Genomic DNA, 23,500 nt, shown 5'->3' with positions numbered 1-23,500 from the left:
ATGAAAGAGTTTAACAGCTAGATTTGGGGTTGACCTAAGCGGCTGACCATTGAACGGTTAAAGTCCCATAATTATCGGCATAACAACCCACAACATCATTGATGCGGAAAGCAACAGTTTGTCCGGGTTTAATTACGAATTGAGTTGTCCCGTTAATTTCGGCTAAAACCGTATTAGTTTGTAGGTCAATTGCTAACAGTGCAAAGGATGTCTGTTGAGGATAAACCATGTATTGTTGATAGGGAAAACCCGTTTCTCCTGCGGCAGTATAATAAGGAAGAAAATAGGCAGGTTTCCATTCTCCTGACGGGTAAAAGGTAAAGGTCATATCCCGACCCGATGTATTCGTGAAGTTATAGCCCGTTTCTGAGGTACTGACAACATCAAATTGACCATAAAGTTCGATAGGTGGAGGTGTTGGGATTTCAGTGGGGACTGGAGTAGGTGGAGGTGTTGGGATTTCAGTGGGGACTGGGGTAGGTGGAGGTGTTAGGGGTGAGGTTTTGGGGGTAGGCCACTCTAATTCTACGACTTGAGAACGGGGTTTAGCGACATCGGCTGATGTTCCGGGTCGGGTCAGGTGAGGTTGGGCGGGGCCAGCCGTTAGCGATCGCGTGCGATCCGCAGAGGCTACAACAATATTAAAAGCGCAAATATTGTCAACACTTTGATAGACAAAATCAAAATTTGCTAAGTGGCTTAAGTCAAGCGACCCAACAATTTCATCCTGATAAGTAAACGAAATTAAATCTCCTTGATGCAGAATAGTAACAGGTGCATATTGTCCGTTATAACTAAATGTTCCTGTTCCAAAAGTATTCCCATTTAAGATCGTGCGAAATTGCAAATCGACAATCATCTGCTGCTTCTCCTGTTGTTCAAAATAAATTTCAAATTTGTAGAAATACCTCAATAATATTTCTACTGTTTAGCGTCTCTTTTCCTTCAATATTTACCGTTTCTAAGATTAACCTAAACGGCTGACCATTGAACGGTTAAAGTCCCATAATTATCGGCATAACAACCCACAACATCATTGATGCGGAAAGCAACAGTTTGTCCGGGTTTAATTACGAATTGAGTTGTCCCGTTAATTTCGGCTAAAACCGTATTAGTTTGTAGGTCAATTGCTAACAGTGCAAAGGATGTCTGTTGAGGATAAACCATGTATTGTTGATAGGGAAAACCCGTTTCTCCTGCGGCAGTATAATAAGGAAGAAAATAGGCAGGTTTCCATTCTCCTGACGGGTAAAAGGTAAAGGTCATATCCCGACCCGATGTATTCGTGAAGTTATAGCCCGTTTCTGAGGTACTGATCACATCAAATTGACCTGAAGTTGGAGGAGGTGGAGTGGGTACTGGAGTAGGTACTGGAGTAGGTACTGGAGTAGGTACTGGAGTGGGTACTGGAAAGGGTGGGTTAATAGTCTGAGAACCCATGGAACCTTTACAAATATTGCCATTATGACCATGACCTGTGAGGTCAGAAACTTGTGCGCCCGAAATATCGCTTAACCGCCAATAGGCGACTAAATTGGCTTCTTGACCCGTGAGGCGTTGATTCATTTTCGCCTGAATATCTTGTGCGCTGCGAACGCTATTCCAGACGCGAACTTCATCAATATAACCATTAAAGAAATAATTCCCCCCAACACAATAGCCCGACTCCGTAGAACCTGACCCAATGCGTAAGATATTCTGACGATTAGAACCCGTTGGCCCAGAAGGTTGATAGTTTAGGTTTTGTTGGGCGACTTGTTGGCCATTAATATAAAACCGGGCTACCGACGAACCTGGGTCATAAGTGGCGGCTAAATGAGTCCAGACATTGGCTTGAACTTTTGGCCCGCGAATTTTTTGATAATCACCATTTGGAGGTAACAGCCATAATTCCCAATTATCTTGATAGCAAGCTTGATAAAACATATACCCCCACCGATAACTATCGGGACGGGAAGTTAATACAGAGCGCTCAATTCCTGTATTTGAGGTGCGGGAATATGCCCAAGCTTCAATTGTAAAAGTTTGGGGATTTAATTCATTGTTGTAGCCCACATCAATCTTATCGTCTGTACCGTTAAAATACAGCAGTGATGCTGTTGCGCTGCTCGTCATAAAACTGGATGCTCCTTAGATTGAGGAAAGTTTTCAACTCAATGAGTCTGGATGTTTAACTGTTGAAATGAGTAAAAATGCCTGAATCCAAAACAGGTTGAACCTTCTATAAAGGTCTGATACTCATAATCTTTTTATTTCTGCCTGGAATCGTAATATTCTCAACCTTTTGTTGAACTTCACAACTCAACTCTAGGATGGATGCACAGAATCAATAATTCTTTGAGGTGTTGATGGGTTTAGGAGTGATGAATGGGCCAAAAAGTTGCTTTATCCATATTAGAGAGGACGTTAGCAAAAAAAATTCAAAGGAAAGCTACCTAAATTTAGCGTCCTCTTTCAAGGGGGATTTTTGGTCAAAAAAAAATTTACCACCAACAACTAATCATCAAACAAGTAAAGGTGACAATCATTGTCAATTGTAACAAATCTTAATAATTCCCCTAGGAATTTGATCAGAATTGCCAAAAGAGCAACAACCTTAAAAAAGTCACTATGTTTTATAACCTAATTCAAGGTAAAATCTTTTATAGAATTAAGTTGAGTTGACTAGGGTGAAATAGGAATCAGAAGCAATGCACGTTTTACTGGTAGAAGATGATTTTAGATATATAGCAATCCTAAATAGGTTGTAACATTTTAATACTGACATGAAACAGCCAGAAGTATTACCCCAGATCCGGTGTTCCCTTTTAAGCCTATATTTTGAATATAAAATCTTGCCAGAATTATTTATAAACTAAATTTTAGTGCTAAAGTCTTAATTAAGAAGATTCTTAGAATTTTTTTACCCTTCTCTGAGTATATTCTATTTAATCTTGATTAAGATTTTTTATATCATCTACACCCAAACTCTAATTTATGGATGGAAGCCTGATTTTATTTAATATCCTTAACCCTCCGGTACTGTTTTTCTTTCTGGGGGTGTTAGCCGTCTTTTGTAAATCGGATTTAGAAATTCCTCCGCCTTTACCCAAACTGTTTTCGTTATATTTGTTATTGGCAATTGGATTTAAAGGGGGCTACGAGTTATCAGAAAGTGGAATTAATACCCAAATTGCCTTAACCCTGATGGCTTCGATTATCATGGCTCTTGTGGTTCCTGCCTATAGCTTTTTTATTTTGCGCCTAAAATTGGATGCGTATAATGCGGCGGCGATTGCAGCGACCTATGGTTCCATTAGTGCCGTGACATTTATTACTGCCAGTTCCTTCCTAGAAAAATTACACATTGAATATGGCGGACACATGGTGGCGGCCTTAGCTTTAATGGAATCTCCAGCAATTATTATTGGGATTGTTTTGGTACGGGTTTTTGCCCCGGCTAAAGAGGGTGAAAATGAGGCTTTTTCTTGGGGAAAAGTTCTACATGAATCCTTTTTAAATGGTTCCGTTTTTCTATTGGTCGGTAGTTTAATTATCGGACTATTAACCGGAGACAAAGGCTGGGAAAAATTACAACCCTTTACTCAAGGTATTTTCTATGGTGCTTTAACCTTTTTCCTTTTAGATATGGGATTAGTGGCCGCCAAGCGAATTCGAGAATTGAAAAAAGCCGGATCATTTTTGATTGCTTTTTCTGTTTTTATTCCCGTTGCTAATGCAATTTTAGGTATTGTTATTGGTAAAGTCTTAGGATTTGGTGAAGGAAACACATTACTTTTTACGGTTCTCTGTGCCAGTGCTTCCTATATTGCTGTTCCCGCCGCCATGCGAATGACTATTCCCGAAGCCAACCCTAGTATTTACGTTTCCATGGCACTAGCTTTGACATTTCCTTTCAATATTATTGTGGGAATTCCCCTGTATTTAGAACTCATCAAACTCATTGGAGCCTAGAGAATGCAAGCGGTAAAAAAAGTTGAAATCATCATTGGTAGTTTTGAAGTTAATCAAGTTTTAGAAAAACTAGACCAAGCGAAAGTTATAGTATATACCGTGATCAAAAATACGTCTGGAAAAGGCGATCGCGGTTTTGCTAATGATGATTTCGGAGAAGTATTTAGCAACACTTATATTATGACGGTTTGCACCAACGAAAAACAACTTGAGCAAATTATTTCCAGCGTCACCCCTCTGCTGAAGCGATTGGGAGGAGTGTGTTTAGTTAACGATGCAACTTGGATTCACTACTAGAATTGTTAATTTAGTATGCAAGATATCAGAAAAGTAGAAATCATTATTGATACATTTCATGTTCAGGATGCCCTGGATATTTTAGATCAGGTCAAAGTCTCTGGATATACCGTGATTAAAGATACCTCTGGGAAAGGGGATCGGGGTATTTACTGTTCTGATTTAGACTGCAATTTTACGAGCAGCTATATCATGACCGTTTGTATCGATGAAAAACAACTTAATGTCCTGGTTGAGTTAATCACACCTTTACTCAAAAAAGTCGGTGGAATGTGTTTAGTGGGTGATGCCAAATGGGTAATCCACTAAAGGGATTTTAGGACAGTATACATTGACACCGAATCAGTTATCAGTTAGCAGTTGACCGGATCTCGAATGGTTAGTGATTGAGGACATATTTATGCCGATTAAACGCATTATTAGTGGTTTGAATGATTTTCAACAGAATTATTTCAAAGCCCACCAAGACTTATTTCAACGCCTCTCTCGCGGTCAAACCCCTGAGATTTTATTTATCACTTGTTGTGATTCTAGGATTGCTCCCAACTTGCTGACTCAGACTGAACCCGGAGAAATCTTTATTATTCGCAATATGGGTAATATTATTCCTCCTTACGGAACTTCAAACAGTAGTGAAGGAGCCGGAATTGAATATGCAGTTCAAGCCTTGAATATTAAAGAAATTATCATCTGTGGACATTCCCTGTGTGGTAGTATCAAAGGATTACTTCAACTCCAAAGTTTGTGTGATGAAATGCCATTAGTCTATGATTGGTTAAAACTTTATGGAGAATCTATTCGTCGGATCATTCGAGAGAATTATTCAGAATATTCGGGAGAAGAATTGTTAAGTATTGCCACCCAAACTAATGTTTTAAATCAAATTGCCAACCTAGAAACCTATCCAGTTGTTAGGTCTAGGTTACACGCTGGAAAACTCCACCTTCATGCTTGGGTTTATGAAATTGAAACTGGACGAATTTTAGCGTATGATGTTAAACAAAATCAGTTTGTTCCTCTTGAACAAGAACCCTTTCCCGTCCCTGACCTCTTGGCGATAATAAATCCAAGTTAAAGTCCTGTTATTATTCTGTTCTAGCCAACACCATCCAGATGAGTAATTCTATTATCAAAGTTCAAAAAGGTAGTTTAGGCACTCGATTCTCGAATGTGTTTAAATCCAGTAATCAATGGTTTCATAAAACCCCAGAACGGGCGTTAGAACAAGCCTATCAAGCTGCTTTAGCGATAAAAACCATAGAAGATCAGCGTTTTGGGGGTCGAAAAGTTTCCGAAGACGCACCCCAATATAGTCCCAGTGTTTTAGAGTGCTTTATCAGGGATGTTGAGCGGCATTTAAACACGATTAAATTCAAACTAAATGAATTTAAACTAACCCGGAGTTTAGACAATTCGGGAAACATAGAATTTATTGATAAATTAAGATTTATTGATGAAGTTGTTGATAAATATCAATATGATTCTTCCGGTTTCCCCTTATCATCTGATGACTCTCGGTTTACATCTGAAAACAAACTAAACAACGGAAAATCTAATGACCCATCGGGTTTATCCCCTCTGGATTTTGTAGAAGTTCAAGCCTCTGAAGAAATGTTTAAAGGAAAAAAAAGTGGGGCTTTACCCCGTTCGATTGGACGCACGTTCCAAAAGATCCAAACGGAATTAGATGATGGCTCCGAAGAACGGTTAATGAATAGTTACCGAGCATCCCGAAAAAAAACAAAATCAGCGATTAATTTCCTATTGCTGCTTATTTTAATTCCCCTTTTATCACAACAACTATCTAAAAACTTTGTCTTTATTCCCCTAGTAGAACACTATCGACAAACCCATCAAGTGGCTTTATTTCTTAACCCAGAAATGAAAGAAGAAGCCCTTCATGAGTTAAAATCATATCAAGAAGAACTGCAAATGAGCAGTTTACTTTACAAAACTCCCGCTATTGAAGCCGAAGAAGTTGAAAAGAAAATGGCAGAAAAAGCCGAGGAAATTGCCCAAGACTTTAATCACAGAAGCAGTGAAGCGATTAGTAATATTTTTGCGGATTTCGTGGGATTAATTGCCTTTGCGTTAGTAATTATTTTCAATCGCCAAGGGTTAGCCTCCTTAAAATCCTTGCTCGATACGGTCATGTATGATTTGAGTGATAGTGCTAAGGCATTTATTATTATTTTACTCACGGATATCTTTGTCGGTTTTCACTCTCCCCATGGTTGGGAAGTTCTATTAGAGGGATTTTCTAATCACCTTGGAATTGCGCCGAATCGTAGCTTTATCTTTTTGTTCATTGCCACTTTTCCCGTGATTTTGGATACCATTATGAAATATTGGATTTTCCGTTACCTCAGTCGAATTTCCCCTTCTGCGGTAGCAACATTAAGAAATATGAATGAGTAAATTATAACCATACCAAGGATTTCCCTGTCTTTTCAACAAGTCTTCTATAATAGAACCAGCATCAAGTAGTGATGGATAGTATTTCCTGATCTTTAAATCGGACTCAAGATTTTAAGGATGGGGAAAACTAAAAGTAGACTGCTCAAATTCTAGATCGTCAAAACCATTCTGTCATGGCGAATCTTAACCTGGAGGATACAATGAATCCACAGAATGCCACATTTTTCCCGATTATAGAAGCGACTGCATCTGGAGATGACGCCATCGCCGCACTGTTTAAACGGATGGCGCGTTATCCTTTACTCAAACCCGATGAAGAAATCGAACTCGCTCGTCATATTCAAAGTTTAGTTAAAATCGAAGCCCAACAAACTCAACTTACCCTGGAATTAGGACGTTTACCTACTCCCCCAGAACTCGCAACTTTAGTGGGAGTAACTGAAACAGAACTAAAACATCGTTTACAATCAGGAAATGCTGCAAAAAACCGGATGATTAGTTCTAATTTACGGTTAGTCGTATCTATTGCTAAACGTTATATTAATCGAGGAGTTCCATTATTAGATTTAATTCAAGAAGGAGCCTTGGGACTCAACCGCGCCACCGAAAAATTTGATCCCGATAAAGGCTATAAATTCTCGACCTACGCCTATTGGTGGATTCGTCAAGGAATTACCCGCACAATTGCTAATCAAGGGAGAACAATTCGCTTACCTGTTCATATTGTTGAACAGTTGAATAAAATGAAGTTAACCTATCGAGATTTAAAGCAATCGCTCCATCGAAAGCCCACCCAAGCAGAACTAGCGGAGGCGATGGGAATTACCCCCGAACAAGTGATTTTACTCGAACAAGTTCACCGTAAATCCCTATCTTTAAATCATCGAATTGGTTCTGAAGAAACCTCGGAATTAATGGATATTTTAGAAGATCAAGAAACCCAAACCCCTGAAGCTCAAATGAATGAAATGATGATGCGACAGGATTTATTAGAGGTTTTAGGAACGGTTTTAACTGAACGGGAAAAAGATGTTTTAGCCCTGCGTTTTGGATTAGTTACAGGCGTTCCTTACACCTTAGAAGAAGTCAGTGGAGTCTATAATTTATCCCGGGAACGAGTTCGACAAATTCAAGCCCGAGCCATGCGAAAATTACGCCGTCCTAATGTTGCTGAACGCTTAAAAGGTTGGATCAGATAATCAATTGATTATTGATTAAAATTGTGGTACAATAATGAGCAAGAGAATCGTTCTCTTGTCATTGTCAAACCTTCAATATTTATATGTCTAAATCCGCAACTTTACGACCCGCAACTATTGAGGATATTTCTGTTTTATTTGAGTTAATTCAAGCCTTAGCCGAATATGAAAAATTATCCCATGAGGTAACAGGAAATGCGGAAACATTAAAACAACATTTATTTGGTTCTCCTTGTTATGCGGAAGCTATCTTAGCTGAAATTGAAGGGAAAGCCGTGGGTTTCGCTCTATTTTTCAATAATTATTCTACCTTTTTAACCCAACCTGGAATGTATTTAGAAGATTTATTCGTACTCCCTGAATATCGTCGTCAAGGTATTGGGAAAGCCTTAATTACCTATCTAGCAGAATTAGCAGTATCCAGAGGCTATGGACGTTTAGAATGGTCGGTTTTAGACTGGAATCAACCCGCTATTAATTTTTATCAAAAAATAGGAGCTAAAATTTTACCCGACTGGCGGATTTGTCGTTTAACGGGAGAATCCTTAACACAATATGGAAAAAATAAATAGGCAAATTCTTCCCAATTTAATATAAAATGAAAGCAATTTACTAATATGGGGTGAGAAGAAGATTTACAATGATAATTTGGGTAAATGAACAACTTGATCCGATGGGAATTGTTTACTCTTGTATTGCTTGTTCCGATGAAAAGCAAGCTCAAGACTGTCATGAATCCTTTCAAAAAGACCTAACCGAAACCCAAAAACAAGAAGGTTGGGTTGCTGTACTAAGAAGCGTTGAATCTTGGGATGATGTCCCTGTGAGTGCTTTAAAATTAAACTAAGTTAAAGTGGGACAAATAAGGGAACAGGGAACCGGGAATAGGGAACACCGGAACACCGGAACAGCCCCCCAAACCCCCCGTGCACGCAGGGCTAGGGGGGGAGGGAACGCCGGAACAGGCCGCGCAGGGAACAGGGGGAAATACTTCACCGTCTGGGTTCTAGTATCCGTCTGGTGTCCTAACTGCCTTGGCGGTTGCTATAACAGCTTGGAAGTTGACACTTAGATTCCCTGCTATATTTTCAACTAATACAGTCGATGGAATTTGACTTACGGGTGCGGGTAACATTTCACCTCGGAAATCTAATACAGAGACAAGTAATAAATAAGCCAACGCCAAAATAATTGAAATCCCACCCGTAATATACGCAACAATTTTTGAACGTTCCATAAATCTGATTCTCCCTATTTTCACCGCACAAAGTTTTTCTAGGTTCTATTCTAAACCTGCGTAAGTGGTTGTTGGTTCCTCCGTTGATTCTGCGATGGTGCTTGGACGTTTTTCTAAGAAAATAATCGGCTTTTGAGTGGGATCAATCAGATTCCCCTGTTCCTGCATAATACTTTTAGTTTGCTGGGGATCAAAATAGCGAGTAAATTCTTCCCTTTCTTTGATTACTCTTTCTTCTGTCATTTTCACCTCAGCCCGAATATCCTGAAGTTTTTCTGAAGCCGAACGATGTTGGGGCAAAATCTGAATTAATGCAGAGAGGGCAAAAGCAGATAAAATTAGATTAACACCTAACTTGATGGTCGTTTCAATCGTAAGTAGACCCGGGTTATGAATTGTTCGTCGTTTGGCGGCTCGACGCGCACGGGGACGGCGAGAAGGGGAAATAGATGGAATAATTTGGGGAACAGGTCGAATCGCAGACATGATCTTTTTACTAACGTCACAACCAACGGAACACCAACAGCAGGAGAGGGTTCTAGCTTTCCCCAAAACGGGTTAAGAATTAACATCCGATGCGGATTCCAAAAAAAACTGTCCCGACACCGTTACCGAGTTAACACACAATATTATATCCCATTTGGGGTTAATTGTCTGCTATTTGGTTTGTTTTTGTCGAGACAGATTTATAAATTGACCCGTTATCAGTGAATTTTCACTAATAAGTTTGAAAGTTTCTATTTATACAGTTCGGTCGCCAAACGGAAGGCCAAAATTCCGGGGATCAAGGCAACAACCAGGGCAATGTACACCTGAGTATCTGTTAATGCCATTGTTGAATAGCTCCTTCATAAATTGAGATAATCGTTAACTAATGTCAACTAATTTGGGCATTTTGGGAAGGGATCGTAACAAAAAGTTGAAAAGGGAAGGTTAAGCTTCCCCATTCTGAAGACAAGGGGATTTCTGAAGAGTCCAGTTATAGCACCAAGGATTACATTAGGCGACCGTGAGGAAATTATAAGCCACCATGCCTAACATCCGAATTTTACAAGGAATTTGGGGAGCGATCGCAATACATTGAAGCGCCATTATTATGATGAAGTCGATTTTGACGTTTTAATTATTGATTCAGCCCCAACGGGAACCGCGTTGAGACTGTTAAGTTTACCCGAAGTGGGTGGGTGGCTGGTATATGAGAAAATTTTACAAACCGTTACAAGGAATGTCGGTGGCTTTACGTCCTCTATTTGAACCGATTTTTAGACCTTTGACCGGGTTTTCTTTACCTGATAAAGAAGTCATGGACGCACCCATGCCTATTTAAGTTTGTATAATGTTTCTACGGATTTAGTTATTTCTAATCGGATTATTCCTGAAGAAGTTACCGATCCTTTTTTCAAAAAATGGAAAGATAATCAAAAACAATATTGTCAAGAAATCCATGATAATTTTATCCCCTTACCTGTTAAGGGAGTGCCGTTATTTTCTGAGGAGTTGTGTGGGTTTGAAGCATTGGAAAGATTAAAAGAAGTGCTATATAAGGATGAAGATCCCAGTCAAGTTTACTATAAAGAAAATACACTTAGAGTGGTGGTAGACAATAATGAATATACGCTAGAATTGTATTTACCTGGTATTCCTAAAGAACAAGTTCAATTGAATAAAACCGGGGATGAATTGAATATTAGAATTGGTAATCATCGTCGGAATTTAGTGTTGCCTCAAGCGTTAGCTATGTTGCAACCTTCTGGGGCAAAAATGGAAGATGATTATTTGAAAATTAAGTTTGCCAATGGGGTGAAGGTGTAAATTTCAGAAACCGGGTTTCTAGGATATAGCACTACCAATTAAGGTGTTTGACAATACTAAACCTTGTAACAAGAGTCATAACCTACTGTTCCCTGTTAAGGTGTTCCCTGTTCTAAGCTGTTAAGCACCTAAATTGGTGATTCGGAAATCGTAAAACCCTTGTAGTGCGAGCGTCCTCGCTCGCTAGGTTATCAAGTTTAAATGCGTAACAGCTTAAGAGCGCGTAGCGCTATATAATATAATTAATAAAAAATGATGAATTATGAAAATCACCAAATTGCAAATCGATTCTTTTAGAGGCATTAAGAATTTAGAGCTACATTTTGAAACAGATTCACCTACTGTTTTGATTGGGACTAATGGTTCTGGAAAGTCGAGTATTCTTGAATGTTTATCAATTCTGTTATCCTGGTTTACAGCACGAATTCAAAACCCCCAAAGTTCAGGACGTTCTTTTCAAGAAACTGATATTAAAAATTACGAGGTACGAACTCAGAATACTATTACTGTGGATTTCTGTAATTCACAGGGAGTTGAGTGGTCTGTTTTTGGTGTTAAGAAGGAATATAGTAGAGTTCTTTATATTGATGATTCATTTGTTGTAGATGTAGAGCTAAAACAAATCATTGATAAAATTCACAGTTCAGTAAAGGGGGAGAATTTATCATTACCTGTAGTTGTCTACTATCCGACAAATCGGGCTGTTCTTGATATTTCTTTAAAAATGGAAAATAAACCTTATTTGGCACAAATTGAAACCGACGAAGAAGATTTAACCGGAGGAAAAATTGATTTTAGACGCTTTTTTGAATGGTTTCAACATCGGGGAGATTTGGAAAATGAACGCAAGTTTAATCATGATCAAAGTTATCGAGATCCTCAATTAAAAGCAGTCAGAAAATCTTATGAAGTTTTTTTTATGAATGAGTTTTCTAACTTACGAGTGCAGGACTCACCATTACGCATGACATTAGATAAAAATGGAAAGGAACTGATTATTAATCAACTTTCTGATGGAGAAAAATGTTTGTTAGCTGTGGTCGGTGATTTAGCAAGGCGTTTAGCGATCGCTAATCCTAATTTATCAGAACCTTTAGAGGGAGAAGGGGTGATTCTTATTGATGAAATAGAGCTTCATCTTCACCCGAAATGGCAACAAAAGATTATTCCTGCTTTAACCCAAACCTTTCCTAATTGCCAGTTTATTGTTACAACTCATTCACCTTTAGTAATTAGTCATGTTGACTGGGTTCATTTATTGTGTGTTACACCTAATGATATAATTGTGGAACGGTTAAGATCCTATGGCAAAGATAGTAACCGAATTCTGGAAACCTTGATGGATTCTTCAGAACGTCCCGTTGAGATTCAACAAGATTTTCTGAAACTATTTCGCCTTATTGATAGTGATCAATTGGAAGAAGCCAAAAGATCACTTCAACAACTGCGAGATAAATTGGGAGAAGAAGATCCTAAATTTGTTAGGGCTGATGGCTTAATTCGACGCAAAGAAATTCTAAAATCATGAAACATATTAAAAAATCGGAAGAACCGCAAGAATTCAAAGACTGGAAACAGCAACAAAAGTCTACTGGTATTAACTATAATTATGAAAGTTTTCAAAATCCAGAAAAGAGATTAGTACATTCGGCTTTACTTAGTGAACAAGGATATATTTGCTGTTACTGTTGTCAGAAGATAGAGAAAGAAACTAGCCATATTGAGCATTTTTCACCTCAAAGTAAAACCGATGCAGAATTATCTGTAACCTACTCTAATCTGTTAGCCTCCTGTGGTAGTTCTCAACATTGGCCTAAACATTGTGGTAATCAAAGGGAAAATCATCCGATTCCCGTCTCACCCCTACAAACTAACTGTGAAGAGTATTTTAGATATACTGGAGAGGGTGAAATTATTCCTACTAATAATTTAGAATTACAAGAGAAAGCAAAAGAAACAATTGAGATCCTTAACCTGAATCACTATGATCTTAAACAAAGGCGAAGTGAAGAATTCCTTCTATTAGAAGAAATGACTGACGAAGAAGCTCAAAAAGAGGCTCAATTATGTAGTCAATTAGACGACGAGAAACATTATAAACAGTTTTGTGTAGCAATTTTATACTATTTAAAAGTAAATTTTGGGATCAAATTATAATAAAAAATTATCTATTTTTAATGTTTATAAGGTGCATAAGCGATCGCTTACGCACCCTAATTTTAGGTTTTGTTGTTGATAAAATCATTAACAAATGGTTGAAATACCGATAATAATTCAGCCTGACTGACAACTAATGTAGGATAGGATTGAGTACCATAATCTCGACTCACTTCTAAGGGAAAGGGTTCGGGAGAGAGAGGACACCAAACCGCACCCGCCGCTTTAACAATGACCCAACTTCCGGCGATATCCCAAATTTTAGGAGTAGCTTCCACTCCCCCTAATGTTGCACCGAAGGCAACCGTGAGGAAATTATAAGCCGCCATGCCTAACATCCGAATTTTACAAGGAATTTGGGGAGCGATCGCAATACTTCGAGAACAGAGGTTAAAAAAGTGATTAGAACTCAAGGTATCAGAACTAGCATGAATGGGTTTACCATTTAAAAAAGCTCCTTCTGGGCCAGTTAATCCCGATGCACCATACCAAAACCCATGAAAAGTTTGATGTAGAGGCGGTAAATGAATCAAACCAAATACCGGAGTACCTTGATAAAGTAATCCTAGAGAAATCCCCCAAATTGGAATACCTCTGGCAAAATTAGTTGTACCATCTAAAGGATCAATCACCCAACACCAGTCCGTATTGGGAAAAATATGTTCAGCTTCTTCACTAATCACCCCATGATCAGGAAAAGTATCAGCAATGCGCGTGCGAATTTCCTGATCAGCCCACTGATCAGACTGGGTAACTAAACTACCATCGGCTTTTTCCGAGGCTTGGACTGTGCCAAAATCGAGGATTAACTGTTGTCCAACGTCGGTGGCCGTGGTAAGTGCAAAGTCAAAAATTTGATCCCAAAAATTAGTCATTATTTCCTAAAGTAATGGCAAAATAAAAAACAATCCAGATAAAATCTATTCAGTTAAACCGCTTATGCTGCTGAAATCAACAACTCGCCATATTCATATTTATACGGCGGAAATTAAAGATGAGGAGTTAGTGGACAATGAACAAGTATTGACCTTGGATATTGATCCCGATAACGAATTTAACTGGAATGATCAGGCTGTGCAAAAAGTCTATCGCAAATTTGATGATTTAGTCGAGGCTTTCAGTGGCGAAGACCTCACCGAATATAATTTACGTCGAATTGGATCAGATTTAGAGCATTTAGTGCGATCGCTGATCCAAAAAGGTGAAATTAGCTATAACCTCGACTGTCGGGCGGTAAACTATAGTATGGGATTACCCCGAGTCGGCAATTAGTAAAATTATGACCATTAAGAGTCTGTACTCACCATATACAGACTCTTGATGGTGAGTTTGTATATACCCTAAACCTTATGATCACCCTCAAATCAGCCTACTCATCGGGTGCTGGGGATTGTTTTTGCGATCGCTGACGCCGTAAGAATTGTTTCATGGAAAGTTGACGGTTATTCATAAATCGATTCCAAGAACCTGGAAAAAACTGATCCATGGTTTCAATTAAAGCCCAAACCTCTAAATTAATCATCTGGTAATAGTGACCGTGAGACTTTTTGAGTTGAGTCAAGCGTTCATTAATTTCCAAATAAGGTAATAAATTAGGGTCATCGGAGGGGTTAGGGGGAGAATCACTCATGCTGTAAGCATCCTTGCCCAGAGCCAAGAAAAATTAACAACAAATGGTCAAGCAGATGGTGATGCTCAAAGGCTACAATAGTTCAGATTACCTGATCTTGATTGCCAATTGGTGCTAATTTTTAGGGTGAGTTATCAAAATTGGACAGGACTGGACATCTATTGTGGTTCTGGTGTTATCGCCCTCAACCTATGGGGTAGATAACAACGATAAACCATCCTAATTTTAGAAGATCACTTTTGAGTGGCAACGCCAGGCGTGAGGAACCCAAATGCAAAATCCTGTGGCAAAACAATATCTGTGGACGGTAGGCGAGGGGATCGAAGATCAGCCTTCGGGAACGATGATCGCAGATCGCTACCTGGTCAAAACCAATCGAATTGTAGTAGATACGCGACCAGAACTGTTGCCGGAAATACCCAGTGAGATTTCTGATCAGATTTCTCCCTATCTAAAATTATTTGCCTATCGGTTGCACATTCCGCAGGTCTATGGAATTATCTCCCCAGCTAAGGGAGGAATTAATAAACCGATCATCCTTTTAGAAAAAGGGCCGATTGCAGACCATGGGGAAACCCTAATGCCCACACTGGCGGCTCTGTGGCCCGATGCAACGGCAATGCGCCAACTGAATTGGTTATGGCAAATCGCTCAAATTTGGCAACCCTTTTGCCGTCAAAATGTCGCTTCCAGTTTGCTTAATTCCCATTTGCTCATGGTTCAGGGAAGATTAGTTCGGTTATTGCAGTTAGACCCAGATATCCATAATGCCACCCTCAAACAGTTGGGTAATTTTTGGCAACAGTGGGTTCCGACCGCACAGCCTCAAATCCAAAAATTCCTCCGACAACTGACCCATCAAATGATATCAGGGGAATTACGCACCTCCACCCAACTGATCCAACAATTGGATCAAGCCCTTTCTATTTGTGGACGGGGTTATCATCGTCAGATTGAGATTGCTGCTGGAACCGATGCTGGCCCCACTCGTTCCCATAATGAGGATGCCTGCTATCCCAATGGTGATCAACCGATCGAAGTTCCTCCCAGCGAACCCGCTTTGGCTATTGTTTGTGATGGAATTGGGGGGCAGGATGGCGGAGAAGTAGCATCTTCGATAGCGATTGATGTTCTGCGTCAGGAGGTGGAAAAAATGCCTCTGCATCAAGCCAATTGGGATCCATTATCCTTAACGCCTAAATTAAAACGGGCAATCTGCATCGCCAATGACGTGATTTGTCAACGCAACGATGATGAAAACCGTCAAGGTAGGGAACGGATGGGAACCACCTTGGTGATGGCTTTAGCCCATATTCATGAAGTTTATTTAACCCATTTAGGGGATAGTCGGGTTTATTGGATTAGTTCCAGTGGTTGTCATCAAGTGACGGTGGATGATGATGTGGCTTCTCGCCAGGTGCGTTTGGGTTGCGCCCTCTATCGCGATGCTCTGCAACAGGGGGCTTCTGGGGCTTTAATTCAAGCTCTGGGGATTACGTCATCGGTGACGCTGCATCCGACGGTACAACGGTTTCCCCTGGATGAAGATTGTGTGTTTTTATTATGTTCTGATGGATTAAGCGATCGCGATCGGGTGGAACAATATTGGGAAGCGGAAATTTTACCCGTTTTGCGTCAAGAAGTGGATTTAGTAACGGTTCGGGATCGTCTGATTGAAATTGCCAATACTCAAAATGGCCATGATAACGTCACCATTGCCTTGTTATTAATTACGGTAGTTCCCAAGGATGATCCCGATGCCCAGAAAGAGGTTTGTATCCCTCCTGTGGTTCCTTTAACCGAAGATTTAGGGGATGATTCTTCCGATACCAGTGATGCCGAAGATTCATCTATGGAAACAGTAATTGGTCGCCCTAGACCGGCTCAGTCGGGGGTGAATAAGATTTGGTTCCTATCCCTGGGTATTGCCGTCTTATTAGGGATTCTAGGGGCATTACTCTATGGGTTAGGGGTGTTCAACCATGATCCCCAAGCGCAACTAATAGACACTCCCACCCCTACGGATAGTCCTTCTATTCCTCCAATTGCGACTCCTCAAGCCTCTGCGCCCAGTCTGTTAAAATTGCAATCCTTGATTCAATTGGGAAATCCAACCGCCAATTCCAAGCGAATTACTCTGCTCACCGAATTTGGTAAAAACACTGTTAAGGGAACTGTTCCACAGGGATCGGTATTTCAGGTTCAGCTAAAACAGTCTACTCCTCAAGGGGGAATCTGGGTGCAAGTCAAAATTTGTTCGACTCCCAAAGCATCGACTAATGGGGAGTTATCTCCGGTTGATGCCACACCACCATCGCCGACCAATACCCCAGTTGCCCCATCCCTAGAAGCAGGGAACCAGGGTTGGTTGACAGAACAGGAAATCAATAGCCGTCTGATCCCTAACTTTTCCCCTGTGGGTCAAGACAAAGGACAGTGTACCCCTTAGCAATCAATCATCTTGACAACTTTGATCAAGATCACTATTAAACCCTATTCCTTATCACCCCACTCTGATGCTAAATATCAGTAGAGTCAATGTATTGGGATCACGGCAAATTTTGTAAAACTCCCTGACACTAGGTATTATCAGAACTTTTCAACGGTAGGAATGTACTATGACTTGTATTCGTGTTCGTGATGTGGTTCAAGAAGTGATGGCTGCGGGCTATCTGACCTTGCATAAGGAAAACCAATTAAGACGAATGCTACAAACTACCCATTATGATTCTGAGGATGTCCATGCCTTTGCTAATTTGCAGTTGGCTGCCATGTCAGGAAAAGTTAAGCAGGAATCCCGTGAAATCTATCAATTGGCAATTATGGAACAGGTATATAATTCACAATAAACATGGAATAATTAATTTTTTAACTCGTAATAGCCTTTCTTAACTCTCCAAATTGCAACCTTTTTTTATTAAGATTAATATAAAAAATAATCATTATCCATATTATCCCAACTAACCCTGGTTTGTGATCTATGTCACTCTGGCAATGTTAATTCAGTCAGAACAGATTCTACGTGTTATCACGGAGATCAGATCGACACATCACAACCATAACCCTTTTACAATCACTGACATTTACCAGAAATTGTTAGATTATAGGAACACAAGTTAAAATATTTTATCCGTGAGAATAACGAACATGATTGTGGCTACCAAATCAACTCAAACCTTTCTCAGTGCAAATGGTTCACTCAAACCGATTCCCCTATCGACAAAATTTGGTGAGATTGAGCTAGAACAACTGTATAGAATCGCTGAACACAATCAGTGGAAAATGGAAAATATCGAGCATCGTATTTCTCAAGCCCGGTTAATGGTGGATGCAAATTGGGCTAGTCCTAAAGATCATGCCCTTTTAGAGTTAGAAAAACGGGGAAAACTGCATTTGGTAGATGGGATAGAATATTGGGTAGTGGAACTAGATCTAAATCGGGCAGCAGGAATTTACTTAAATCCAGATAGTTATACTCTGGAAGTAATGGTTATGAACCTAGAATGGTTTGCACCCATTCATCGGGAAAAAGTAACCACCCTGAAAAGACTGATTGAGTTAACGGGGGTAAATACAGAAACAAAAAACTGATCTAAACTTACTCAAAGTTACTCATAAATATAGCTAGACAACCAAAATAAGTAAGCAGTTCTATCATCTCATCTCTATATTGAATTATCTTGGATTATTTTTCTGATAATTTATTAGTAATTATAACAAATTATCCCTATTCAATTAAGGTTTTTTCACCTTTTTATCGACTTAATTAAGCCAATGGATCAGATATAGGATAAACTAGAGTGTAGTTCATCTGCATAAAAGGTTCATTAACAATATGGGACTATTTGATCAAATTTTAACAGCTTTGAATGATCCCAATACAGTAGGAAACACCGACCAAATCGGAGGGATTCTGAATACCGCTCAACAGCTTGGTAATCAATTAGGGATTGCCCCTGAAACCAGTCAAATGGTGATGTCAATGGTGGGGAGTTCCGTGCGGTCTTCTTTGCAAGAAAAACAAACCGAAATCGGAAATGATGGGGTACAAAATCTAGTCAATCAATTTGCTGGAATCACTTCTAACCCCCAGGCGGTAGAAATGTTATTTTCTTCGACTCAGCAACAGCAATTGATTCAAACCGTTTCCCAACATACGGGGGTTAGTGCCCAAACCATTCAATCGGTTTTACCCATGGTGGTTCCTTTAGTATTAAACTTGCTGAAAACAGGAACCAATCAACAACAATCTGCATCAGCTTCTAATTCGGTTTTAAATAGTTTTTTAGATGCGGATGGAGATGGAGATGTGGATATTGCTGATGCCATGCGTTTAGGGGGACAATATTTTAAAGGTTAAAAGGAATCGGGCGTAGGGAATTAGAGATTGTTTCTGGTTCTCTACTTCTGCAAAATATAGCAGGGAACAGCCCCCCCTAGCCCCCCGTGCACGGCAGGGAGGGAACAGGGGGGAAATACTTCACTTTCTGGGTTCCAAGATCCGTCTGGTGTCCTAACTGCCTTGGCGGTTGCTATATAGCAATGCAGAGCGTTTTTAAAACTTCTTTGTGTCTTTGTGGTTTAATTAATCTTAATAAAAATCATGGTTATTGAGTGGTTGAAATTCAAAGTTCCCACAGAACAATGGGAGCTATTTATTCAAAAGGATGAAGAAGTTTGGACAGCCGGACTCAAGAATTTTCCTGGATTTCTCGGAAAAGAAGTTTGGTTAGATGTAAAAAATCAGGAAATTGTCATGGTAATTCGCTGGGAATCCCAGGAAAAACTTGCCAGCTTTCCTGAACAAACAATTCAAAAACTTGACGAAAAAATGGGAGAATTAAAAATACCTATTTTAGAAAGTCGAACCTATCAAATCAGAAAATTTATGCACTGAAAACAGGTTAAATTGTTGATGAGAATTTATGAAATAAAGCCAAAATAAAATTCAGACTCAAAAACCCAACTCCTAGGACTAAAACCACAAAAGCAGTAATACTAAAAATTGATCTCAATTGATCGAATTTGGGATTTTGATTTGGTTTCATATTGAATCTAGGCATTAAGGGTGTTAAAATTCAGACAACTCCAATATCAAACCAGAAATTAAGATAATTTTGTACTCCCAAAACATCTTAACAGTTAAGGACTCGCCGAACCGATCATCAAATTTTTAATTCCTAGTGCGGATAGCCATAATTTTTTGTATTCTGGAGTTAACCACTGTGTCCCAATATCCCTAGTAGAATAGATTATTATGTTTCCACCAGCGTCCTCTGCCCATCCCAATCGACCCCATGCTATAACTTCTAGTCCTATGCCGATGTCTAACTCTATTCTTCCTAAAACGGTTTTTTCTTCCCTGAAACAACGGCATTGGTTAGAGTTAGCAGAGTATGTTTCTCTGATCAGTTCGGCTGTCGGTTCGGGAGTAGTGGCCCTTTCGGGTCAAGCGTTTTATGGAGTTGCCCCCCTAACCTTAGCCCTATCGCTGAATGTTGCCAACCGTTATCGTTTAGAACAACAAACCCATCAAAATCAAATTGAAATTGTTCAAGCTCAAGACTCCGTTGAAAAGTTAGAAAAAAATACGGTTAAAGTAGTTATGGGGTTGAGGAAACAACTTTTAGAAGAAATTCAATCCCTCCAGCAAAAATTAGAGGCTTTTCCTACTACTGAAGCCTTGGACTCCGCCTATCGGAGTAAACAAGTAGCAGCTTTAGGACAAGCAGTAACTTCAAGCACCGAACATATTTCCCTAGCATTGGCAGAAATTAGAGCGGAATTTCGGCAAGAATTACAAACATTTTCCTCAACTGAAACGGCTCATTTAGAGTCTTTACAAGCGGATTTTCAAGGGCGATTTTTAGAAATTCAAGTTGTGATTGATCAATTACAACAGGAAAAATCTGGAGACTCTGCTTCTGATCTTCATCTATCCAAGATTCAAACCCGATTAGATGAACTTACCCAAGAACATCAAGAGGTAATTAAACCTCATTTAAGACGGTTATTATCCGTTGTTAAACAATTACAAACCAATCATCCCCGGAGTTTACCTATTCCCCCTAAACCTCTCCCTAAAAATTCCCAATCCTAATGGCGATCGCCCCGGCCTAAAAATCAAATACTTCCGTTGCATGATCAGCAAAATATTTTATAATTTGAGACAAGTTATCAACCAATAAATTCTAGGAGGAACTTTCAATGGCTATTTCAGAAATTACAGAAAAGTTATTATCGGCTAAAAAATCTAAAGGAGTCACCTTTTCAGATTTAGAGCAACTGCTGGGGCGCGATGAAGTTTGGATTGCTGCGGTTATTTATCGACAAGCGAGTGCTTCCTATGAGGAAGCCAAAAAATTAGTTGAAGCCCTAGGTTTAAGCACAGAATATATTGAACTCTTAACCGATTATCCCGTCAAAGGATCACTTGATCCCATGATTCCAACCGATCCCTTAATCTATAGATTTTATGAAATTATGCAGGTCTATGGAATGCCTCTTAAAAGCGTAATTCATGAAAAATTTGGCGACGGAATTATGAGTGCGATTGATTTTACCTTAGATGTGGATAAAATCGAAGACCCCAATGGCGATCGCGTTAAAATTACGATGTCTGGAAAATTCCTTTCCTATAAAAAATGGTAATAATTTAAGTATTTCTACCGATTGAATATTGGGAGAAATTATGATACAATGAAAGGTCTGAATCGGTTCTAGCGGGGAACAGTCGCTAGAAGCAAGGGGAAAGTTTGGCGCAAATCCAACACTGTCCCGCAACTGTGATGAGAATATTAATCTCTAAGTCAGAACACCCACCGAAATCAGATTGTTCTTTCGCACATCTGCGCGGTACAGATGGTGTTTAAAATGTTAAAGTCTTTTCAAAATTTTTCGCTACAAAATAGCACTCGCATCTTGGTTTTAGGGGTGAGTTTATTATTACTCCTAATGGCGCAACCCGCAGAGGCTCATCATGCCTTTGGAGGGAAAAGCCCGGAAAACTTTTTTCAAGGATTTCTAGCCGGACTTGCTCACCCAATTATTGGAATTGATCATTTAGCTTTTGTGATTGCCGTTGGTTTAATTGCAGCCGGAATTGTGGGCGGTAGTTGGATAATTATGGCTTTTCTATTAACCGCAATGTTGGGAACCGGAATTCATTTAATGAGTTTTAATTTACCCATTCCTGAAATTGCGATCGCCCTTTCTGTGATTACAATTGGGATTTTATTAGTTCTCAAAAAACAGTTACCCCTAGCAGTATTAATTAGTTTAGCTAGTGTAGCGGGTTTGTTTCACGGTTATGCCTACGGAGAATCAATTATGGGAGCCGAAATGACCCCCTTAATCTCCTATTTAGTTGGGTTTACAGCCATTCAATTAATGATTGCTGGAGCCACAATGAAACTAACTCAATCCTTTAAAGAAACCTTAGAAAATAGCCAATTTTCCCTAATCAAATATTCGGGTTTTGCCGTTTTAGCTGTTGGTGTAGTAGCTTTATCTTCCGCCATTATTAGCTAGTTGATCCTAATTAGAATTAAGTAGAGATATTAATAAAATATCTCTACTTTTATCCTTGAAACTTTGAATTATAACAACCCGAATAAAGATTGATCCAACAAAGCTCACGGCCAAGTCTTCCCCCCATTCGTAATTCGTAATTTCCTACTCCCTCTTATAAATATTATGTCTGCCAAAATTCCCGTTACAGTGATTACTGGATTTTTAGGAAGTGGAAAAACCACCACAATTCGTCATTTATTACAAAATAATCATGGGCGAAGGATTGCCGTTTTAGTCAATGAATTTGGAGAAGTTGGAATTGATGGTGAATTAATTCGATCCTGTCAAGTTTGTGACGATGAAACCGAAGAAGTGAACCTCGTAGAACTGACTAATGGTTGTTTATGTTGTACGGTGCAGGAAGAATTTTTCCCCGCCATGCAAGCCCTACTCAAACGACGGGATAAAATCGATCATATTGTGATTGAAACCTCTGGGTTAGCATTACCTAAACCCCTAATTCAAGCCTTTCGCTGGCCGGAAATTCGCACGGGGGCAACGGTGGATGGTGTGATAACTGTAGTAGACTGTGAAGCCTTGGCTAATGGTACTTTAGTTGGGGATATTGAGGCCGTAGAAGCCCAACGTCAAGCCGATCCCAATTTAGATCACGAAACCCCAATTGAAGAATTATTTGAAGATCAATTAGCCTGTGCGGATTTAGTTTTATTAACCAAAACCGATCATGTTGATCGAGATCATCAACATAAAGTTGAAACCTGGTTAAAACAGGAATTGCGAGCAGGAGTTAAAATTGTTCCTTGTCAACAGGGAAATATTCATCCCGATGTAATTTTAGGGTTTAATGCGGCGGTTGAGGATAATTTAGAAGCCCGTCCCAGTCATCATGATACTGAAGAAGAACACGACCATGATGATAATATTAATTCAGTTCCGGTGATTTTAACCCAAGATTTTGAACCAGAAGATTTAATTCAACGGTTAAAAACCATGGTGAAACAACAGGAAATTTACCGAATTAAAGGGTTTGTTTCAGTTCCAAATAAACCAATGCGGTTAGTATTACAGGGAGTTGGCGATCGAATTGAAACCTTTTATGATCGTCTCTGGAAACCCACCGAGTCCCGTCAAACCCAGTTAGTTTTTATTGGTAAAAACTTACAAATCTCTGAAATAAAAAATGCCGTCCAGGGATCTTGTTGAACAATAAAATACCCCTAATATGCCCATAATAGGGATATCCGAATCGCATGGGAGACAACA

The 23,500-nt window shown here is 39.4% G+C and carries 27 protein-coding genes, 1 pseudogene and 1 riboswitch; of the genes and pseudogenes, 21 read left to right on the top strand and 7 right to left on the bottom strand.

Annotation, left to right across the window (positions count from 1 at the left end; translation table 11 throughout):
• Nucleotides 1-34: 34 nt before the first annotated feature.
• Both NMG86_RS00800 and NMG86_RS00795 read right to left on the bottom strand, forming a co-directional pair.
• Nucleotides 35-859, bottom strand: coding sequence for a hypothetical protein (locus NMG86_RS00800; protein WP_026798747.1), 825 nt, complete (start codon nucleotides 857-859; stop codon nucleotides 35-37).
• Nucleotides 860-972: 113 nt separating this feature from the next.
• Nucleotides 973-2,115 carry a LamG domain-containing protein gene (locus NMG86_RS00795; protein ID WP_026798748.1) on the bottom strand — a complete coding sequence of 381 codons (1,143 nt, stop codon included), beginning with the start codon at nucleotides 2,113-2,115 and terminating at the stop codon, nucleotides 973-975.
• Nucleotides 2,116-2,976: 861 nt separating this feature from the next.
• On the opposite strand from NMG86_RS00795, the gene NMG86_RS00790 reads away from it, so the two are divergent.
• The 8 genes from NMG86_RS00790 to NMG86_RS00755 all read left to right on the top strand — a co-directional run bounded on the left by NMG86_RS00790 (nucleotide 2,977) and on the right by NMG86_RS00755 (nucleotide 8,715).
• Nucleotides 2,977-3,954, top strand: a complete 978-nt coding sequence (locus NMG86_RS00790) for a sodium-dependent bicarbonate transport family permease (protein WP_026796778.1) — start codon at nucleotides 2,977-2,979, stop codon at nucleotides 3,952-3,954.
• A 3-nt stretch (nucleotides 3,955-3,957) separates the two neighbouring features.
• Entirely contained in the window at nucleotides 3,958-4,251 is a 294-nt protein-coding gene (locus NMG86_RS00785; protein ID WP_026795044.1) for a P-II family nitrogen regulator, read from the top strand.
• A gap of 15 nt (nucleotides 4,252-4,266) precedes the next feature.
• Complete coding sequence (locus tag NMG86_RS00780; RefSeq protein ID WP_026795043.1) at nucleotides 4,267-4,560, top strand: P-II family nitrogen regulator; 294 nt, start codon at nucleotides 4,267-4,269, stop codon at nucleotides 4,558-4,560.
• Between the two features lie 91 nt (nucleotides 4,561-4,651).
• Nucleotides 4,652-5,326, top strand: coding sequence for a carbonic anhydrase (locus NMG86_RS00775; RefSeq protein WP_026788248.1), 675 nt, complete (start codon nucleotides 4,652-4,654; stop codon nucleotides 5,324-5,326).
• Between the two features lie 38 nt (nucleotides 5,327-5,364).
• Complete coding sequence (locus NMG86_RS00770; RefSeq protein ID WP_043938938.1) at nucleotides 5,365-6,669, top strand: proton extrusion protein PcxA; 1,305 nt, start codon at nucleotides 5,365-5,367, stop codon at nucleotides 6,667-6,669.
• 200 nt (nucleotides 6,670-6,869) lie between these two features.
• Entirely contained in the window at nucleotides 6,870-7,868 is a 999-nt protein-coding gene (locus NMG86_RS00765; RefSeq protein WP_026788246.1) for an RNA polymerase sigma factor, RpoD/SigA family, read from the top strand.
• 83 nt (nucleotides 7,869-7,951) lie between these two features.
• Complete coding sequence (locus NMG86_RS00760) at nucleotides 7,952-8,440, top strand: GNAT family N-acetyltransferase (RefSeq protein WP_026788245.1); 489 nt, start codon at nucleotides 7,952-7,954, stop codon at nucleotides 8,438-8,440.
• A 68-nt stretch (nucleotides 8,441-8,508) separates the two neighbouring features.
• Nucleotides 8,509-8,715 carry a hypothetical protein gene (locus NMG86_RS00755; protein WP_026788244.1) on the top strand — a complete coding sequence of 69 codons (207 nt, stop codon included), beginning with the start codon at nucleotides 8,509-8,511 and terminating at the stop codon, nucleotides 8,713-8,715.
• Nucleotides 8,716-8,874: 159 nt separating this feature from the next.
• Here the strand turns inward: NMG86_RS00755 and NMG86_RS00750 are convergent, their stop codons facing one another.
• The 3 genes from NMG86_RS00750 to psaM all read right to left on the bottom strand — a co-directional run bounded on the left by NMG86_RS00750 (nucleotide 8,875) and on the right by psaM (nucleotide 9,938).
• A complete protein-coding gene (locus NMG86_RS00750) occupies nucleotides 8,875-9,105 on the bottom strand; it encodes a hypothetical protein (protein ID WP_043937861.1) in 231 nt (76 codons plus the stop codon).
• A 45-nt stretch (nucleotides 9,106-9,150) separates the two neighbouring features.
• Nucleotides 9,151-9,591 carry a slr1601 family putative cell division protein gene (locus NMG86_RS00745; protein ID WP_026788243.1) on the bottom strand — a complete coding sequence of 147 codons (441 nt, stop codon included), beginning with the start codon at nucleotides 9,589-9,591 and terminating at the stop codon, nucleotides 9,151-9,153.
• Nucleotides 9,592-9,842: 251 nt separating this feature from the next.
• Nucleotides 9,843-9,938: a photosystem I reaction center subunit XII gene (gene psaM / locus NMG86_RS00740; protein WP_026788242.1), complete on the bottom strand. Its 96-nt coding sequence runs from the start codon at nucleotides 9,936-9,938 to the stop codon at nucleotides 9,843-9,845.
• 247 nt (nucleotides 9,939-10,185) lie between these two features.
• Between psaM and NMG86_RS00735 the strand changes: the two are divergent.
• The 3 genes and pseudogenes from NMG86_RS00735 to NMG86_RS00725 form a co-directional block, all read left to right on the top strand.
• A pseudogene (locus NMG86_RS00735) lies at nucleotides 10,186-10,917 on the top strand (ArsA family ATPase); the annotation flags it as partial.
• A gap of 262 nt (nucleotides 10,918-11,179) precedes the next feature.
• Nucleotides 11,180-12,445, top strand: a complete 1,266-nt coding sequence (locus NMG86_RS00730; protein ID WP_026788240.1) for an AAA family ATPase — start codon at nucleotides 11,180-11,182, stop codon at nucleotides 12,443-12,445.
• Nucleotides 12,442-13,074, top strand: coding sequence for a retron system putative HNH endonuclease (locus NMG86_RS00725; protein WP_026788239.1), 633 nt, complete (start codon nucleotides 12,442-12,444; stop codon nucleotides 13,072-13,074). The genes NMG86_RS00730 and NMG86_RS00725 overlap by 4 nt, the downstream gene beginning before the upstream one ends.
• Nucleotides 13,075-13,136: 62 nt before the next feature.
• Here the strand turns inward: NMG86_RS00725 and NMG86_RS00720 are convergent, their stop codons facing one another.
• On the bottom strand, nucleotides 13,137-13,949 hold the full coding sequence (locus NMG86_RS00720) for an inositol monophosphatase family protein (protein WP_026788238.1): 813 nt from the start codon (nucleotides 13,947-13,949) through the stop codon (nucleotides 13,137-13,139).
• A 64-nt stretch (nucleotides 13,950-14,013) separates the two neighbouring features.
• Between NMG86_RS00720 and NMG86_RS00715 the strand changes: the two genes are divergently transcribed.
• Nucleotides 14,014-14,346, top strand: a complete 333-nt coding sequence (locus NMG86_RS00715) for an NAD(P)H-quinone oxidoreductase subunit M (protein ID WP_026788237.1) — start codon at nucleotides 14,014-14,016, stop codon at nucleotides 14,344-14,346.
• A gap of 97 nt (nucleotides 14,347-14,443) precedes the next feature.
• Here the strand turns inward: NMG86_RS00715 and NMG86_RS00710 are convergent, their stop codons facing one another.
• Entirely contained in the window at nucleotides 14,444-14,704 is a 261-nt protein-coding gene (locus NMG86_RS00710; RefSeq protein WP_026798590.1) for a hypothetical protein, read from the bottom strand.
• A gap of 271 nt (nucleotides 14,705-14,975) precedes the next feature.
• On the opposite strand from NMG86_RS00710, the gene NMG86_RS00705 reads away from it, so the two are divergent.
• The 9 genes from NMG86_RS00705 to cobW all read left to right on the top strand — a co-directional run bounded on the left by NMG86_RS00705 (nucleotide 14,976) and on the right by cobW (nucleotide 23,440).
• Nucleotides 14,976-17,153: a PP2C family protein-serine/threonine phosphatase gene (locus NMG86_RS00705; RefSeq protein ID WP_026788236.1), complete on the top strand. Its 2,178-nt coding sequence runs from the start codon at nucleotides 14,976-14,978 to the stop codon at nucleotides 17,151-17,153.
• A gap of 169 nt (nucleotides 17,154-17,322) precedes the next feature.
• Entirely contained in the window at nucleotides 17,323-17,553 is a 231-nt protein-coding gene (locus NMG86_RS00700; protein WP_026788235.1) for a hypothetical protein, read from the top strand.
• A 298-nt stretch (nucleotides 17,554-17,851) separates the two neighbouring features.
• Nucleotides 17,852-18,295 carry a hypothetical protein gene (locus NMG86_RS00695; RefSeq protein ID WP_026788234.1) on the top strand — a complete coding sequence of 148 codons (444 nt, stop codon included), beginning with the start codon at nucleotides 17,852-17,854 and terminating at the stop codon, nucleotides 18,293-18,295.
• Between the two features lie 244 nt (nucleotides 18,296-18,539).
• Complete coding sequence (locus tag NMG86_RS00690) at nucleotides 18,540-19,064, top strand: DUF937 domain-containing protein (protein ID WP_026795038.1); 525 nt, start codon at nucleotides 18,540-18,542, stop codon at nucleotides 19,062-19,064.
• A 243-nt stretch (nucleotides 19,065-19,307) separates the two neighbouring features.
• Entirely contained in the window at nucleotides 19,308-19,601 is a 294-nt protein-coding gene (locus NMG86_RS00685) for a TIGR03792 family protein (protein ID WP_026796776.1), read from the top strand.
• Nucleotides 19,602-19,961: 360 nt separating this feature from the next.
• Nucleotides 19,962-20,804 (top strand): hypothetical protein, encoded by an 843-nt coding sequence (locus NMG86_RS00680; RefSeq protein ID WP_052338594.1) that lies wholly within the window; start codon nucleotides 19,962-19,964, stop codon nucleotides 20,802-20,804.
• Between the two features lie 107 nt (nucleotides 20,805-20,911).
• Nucleotides 20,912-21,355, top strand: coding sequence for a cyanase (gene cynS / locus NMG86_RS00675; protein ID WP_026788232.1), 444 nt, complete (start codon nucleotides 20,912-20,914; stop codon nucleotides 21,353-21,355).
• 46 nt (nucleotides 21,356-21,401) lie between these two features.
• Nucleotides 21,402-21,545, top strand: a riboswitch (cobalamin riboswitch).
• Nucleotides 21,546-21,577: 32 nt separating this feature from the next.
• Nucleotides 21,578-22,234: a HupE/UreJ family protein gene (locus NMG86_RS00670; RefSeq protein ID WP_026788231.1), complete on the top strand. Its 657-nt coding sequence runs from the start codon at nucleotides 21,578-21,580 to the stop codon at nucleotides 22,232-22,234.
• Nucleotides 22,235-22,399: 165 nt separating this feature from the next.
• A complete protein-coding gene (gene cobW / locus NMG86_RS00665; protein WP_026788230.1) occupies nucleotides 22,400-23,440 on the top strand; it encodes a cobalamin biosynthesis protein CobW in 1,041 nt (346 codons plus the stop codon).
• The last annotated feature ends 60 nt before the right edge of the window (nucleotides 23,441-23,500 follow it).

This window comes from Planktothrix rubescens CCAP 1459/22 (assembly GCA_904830895.1).
In the GTDB taxonomy this organism is placed as follows: Bacteria; Cyanobacteriota; Cyanobacteriia; order Cyanobacteriales; family Microcoleaceae; genus Planktothrix; species Planktothrix agardhii.
The sequence above is the reverse complement of the archived record's forward strand: the minus strand, read 5'-3'. Positions and strand labels throughout refer to the sequence as shown.

Bases quoted from the DNA above. Each gene is read 5' to 3' on its own strand.
- NMG86_RS00800 (WP_026798747.1), bottom strand. From the start codon at position 859: ATGATTGTCGATTTGCAATTTCGCACGATCTTAAATGGGAATACTTTT.
- NMG86_RS00795 (WP_026798748.1), bottom strand. From the start codon at position 2,115: ATGACGAGCAGCGCAACAGCATCACTGCTGTATTTTAACGGTACAGAC.
- NMG86_RS00790 (WP_026796778.1), top strand. From the start codon at position 2,977: ATGGATGGAAGCCTGATTTTATTTAATATCCTTAACCCTCCGGTACTG.
- NMG86_RS00785 (WP_026795044.1), top strand. From the start codon at position 3,958: ATGCAAGCGGTAAAAAAAGTTGAAATCATCATTGGTAGTTTTGAAGTT.
- NMG86_RS00780 (WP_026795043.1), top strand. From the start codon at position 4,267: ATGCAAGATATCAGAAAAGTAGAAATCATTATTGATACATTTCATGTT.
- NMG86_RS00775 (WP_026788248.1), top strand. From the start codon at position 4,652: ATGCCGATTAAACGCATTATTAGTGGTTTGAATGATTTTCAACAGAAT.
- NMG86_RS00770 (WP_043938938.1), top strand. From the start codon at position 5,365: ATGAGTAATTCTATTATCAAAGTTCAAAAAGGTAGTTTAGGCACTCGA.
- NMG86_RS00765 (WP_026788246.1), top strand. From the start codon at position 6,870: ATGAATCCACAGAATGCCACATTTTTCCCGATTATAGAAGCGACTGCA.
- NMG86_RS00760 (WP_026788245.1), top strand. From the start codon at position 7,952: ATGTCTAAATCCGCAACTTTACGACCCGCAACTATTGAGGATATTTCT.
- NMG86_RS00755 (WP_026788244.1), top strand. From the start codon at position 8,509: ATGATAATTTGGGTAAATGAACAACTTGATCCGATGGGAATTGTTTAC.
- NMG86_RS00750 (WP_043937861.1), bottom strand. From the start codon at position 9,105: ATGGAACGTTCAAAAATTGTTGCGTATATTACGGGTGGGATTTCAATT.
- NMG86_RS00745 (WP_026788243.1), bottom strand. From the start codon at position 9,591: ATGTCTGCGATTCGACCTGTTCCCCAAATTATTCCATCTATTTCCCCT.
- psaM (WP_026788242.1), bottom strand. From the start codon at position 9,938: ATGGCATTAACAGATACTCAGGTGTACATTGCCCTGGTTGTTGCCTTG.
- NMG86_RS00730 (WP_026788240.1), top strand. From the start codon at position 11,180: ATGAAAATCACCAAATTGCAAATCGATTCTTTTAGAGGCATTAAGAAT.
- NMG86_RS00725 (WP_026788239.1), top strand. From the start codon at position 12,442: ATGAAACATATTAAAAAATCGGAAGAACCGCAAGAATTCAAAGACTGG.
- NMG86_RS00720 (WP_026788238.1), bottom strand. From the start codon at position 13,949: ATGACTAATTTTTGGGATCAAATTTTTGACTTTGCACTTACCACGGCC.
- NMG86_RS00715 (WP_026788237.1), top strand. From the start codon at position 14,014: ATGCTGCTGAAATCAACAACTCGCCATATTCATATTTATACGGCGGAA.
- NMG86_RS00710 (WP_026798590.1), bottom strand. From the start codon at position 14,704: ATGAGTGATTCTCCCCCTAACCCCTCCGATGACCCTAATTTATTACCT.
- NMG86_RS00705 (WP_026788236.1), top strand. From the start codon at position 14,976: ATGCAAAATCCTGTGGCAAAACAATATCTGTGGACGGTAGGCGAGGGG.
- NMG86_RS00700 (WP_026788235.1), top strand. From the start codon at position 17,323: ATGACTTGTATTCGTGTTCGTGATGTGGTTCAAGAAGTGATGGCTGCG.
- NMG86_RS00695 (WP_026788234.1), top strand. From the start codon at position 17,852: ATGATTGTGGCTACCAAATCAACTCAAACCTTTCTCAGTGCAAATGGT.
- NMG86_RS00690 (WP_026795038.1), top strand. From the start codon at position 18,540: ATGGGACTATTTGATCAAATTTTAACAGCTTTGAATGATCCCAATACA.
- NMG86_RS00685 (WP_026796776.1), top strand. From the start codon at position 19,308: ATGGTTATTGAGTGGTTGAAATTCAAAGTTCCCACAGAACAATGGGAG.
- NMG86_RS00680 (WP_052338594.1), top strand. From the start codon at position 19,962: ATGTTTCCACCAGCGTCCTCTGCCCATCCCAATCGACCCCATGCTATA.
- cynS (WP_026788232.1), top strand. From the start codon at position 20,912: ATGGCTATTTCAGAAATTACAGAAAAGTTATTATCGGCTAAAAAATCT.
- NMG86_RS00670 (WP_026788231.1), top strand. From the start codon at position 21,578: ATGTTAAAGTCTTTTCAAAATTTTTCGCTACAAAATAGCACTCGCATC.
- cobW (WP_026788230.1), top strand. From the start codon at position 22,400: ATGTCTGCCAAAATTCCCGTTACAGTGATTACTGGATTTTTAGGAAGT.